Source organism: Nocardia sp. NPDC047654, from assembly GCF_043205035.1.
GTDB lineage: Bacteria > Actinomycetota > Actinomycetes > Mycobacteriales > Mycobacteriaceae > Nocardia.
On record NZ_JBIDDF010000044.1, the window covers coordinates 1 to 1,455 of the forward strand.

Annotated in this window: 1 protein-coding gene; it reads right to left on the reverse strand. The window is 66.1% G+C overall.

Annotated elements, in window-relative coordinates:
* Positions 1–23: 23 nt before the first annotated feature.
* Positions 24–1,217, reverse strand: a complete 1,194-nt coding sequence (locus ACGF7Y_RS36455) for an IS110 family transposase (protein WP_274753104.1) — start codon at positions 1,215–1,217, stop codon at positions 24–26.
* Positions 1,218–1,455 lie beyond the last annotated feature (238 nt).

Here is a 1,455-nt window from a genome sequence, read left to right on the forward strand (position 1 = left end):
GGGGGGTGTCCCTATCGTGTTCGTCAAGCTGCTGAGGTTGCGGGTGTCCGGTAGGGCTGTTTGTTGCGGAGCATGGCGAACAGGACGTCGCAGCGTCGTCGCGCCAGGCAGATGAGGGCGGCGTTGTGTTTCTTGCCTTCGGCTCTCTTTTTGTCGTAGTAGGCGCGGCTGGCCGGGTCGTGCAGGGCGGCGAATGCGGACAGGAACAGCGCTCGTTTGAGTTTGTGGTTGCCGGAGCGGGCGGGGTGTTCACCGCGGATGGAGCTGCCGGAGCGGTGGGTGATCGGGGCGATGCCGGCGTAGGAGGCGAGGTGGCCGGCCGAGGCGAACGCCGTGGCGTCACCGACTTCGAGCAGGATGCGGGTGCCGGTCCTGACTCCGATGCCGGGCATCGAGGTCAGGACCTCGGCAAGAGGGTGGTCGGCGAACATCTCCTCGATGTCCTCGGCGATCTGCTTGCGTTGCAGCAGAACTACTTTCAACGAATCTGCCAGTTTCGGGAGCACTGTTTCAGCGGCTTTGGTGCCGGGAACGGTGACGGTTTGCGCGGGCAACGCGGCCAGGATTTCATCGACGAGCCGGGCGCCCATGCGTGGGGCGTGTTTGGTGGCGATGGCGGTGAGTTTGCGCCGACCAGCGGCCCGGATTCCTTCCGGACCGCCGCAGCGCGACAGAATCTCCAGCACCGCTGGATGGGCGATGCGGGGTCCGAGGACGCGTTCGAGAGCGGGGTGGATGCCGGTGAGCAGGCCGCGGATGCGGTTGCTGGTGCGGGTCGCTTCACCGGCGAGGTCGTCGTCGAATCCGGCCAGAACACCGAGTTCGGTGAGGGTCTCGTCACCGATATCGACTCGGCGCAGCGTGTGCGGCATGGTGCGGGCGGCGTCGGCGATGATGTGGGCGTCGCGGGCATCGGTCTTGGCCTGACCTGGGTAAAGGTCGGCGATGCGGCGCATCGCCAGCCCGGGCAGATAGGCGACATCGTGGCCGCAGGCGCGGGCGACGGTCACCGGCAGGGCGCCGATCGTGTTGGGTTGATCGACCACGATCAACAACCGGCCGTGAGCGGCGAGCTTGTCGAACACCGCCCGCAACCGCGACTCGTCATTGGGCAATGCCTTGTCGAACAACCGTTTCCCGTTCGGGTCGAGCCCGACCGCGTGGTGTTCGCCTTTTCCCACGTCAACGCCGCAGAACACGGCATAGGGGTGTGTCACCTTGCTCGGTCCTCATCGCATCGAAACGCTCGGTCGGACGGCCGCCGATCTGGCGTCAACGCCCGGCACCCACGTTACGAAGAGACCTACCCTCGGCCCTGTCCCCATCAGCGGTCCGTTGACGCCACCAGAGCCCGGCGACACCACCCCCCGGATCATGAGAAAGACAGGGGCAAGAAGTCATACCGAGCCTGGCGACCGTGGGCCCGATCGCGGTACCCACGAAAAAGGTAACGGG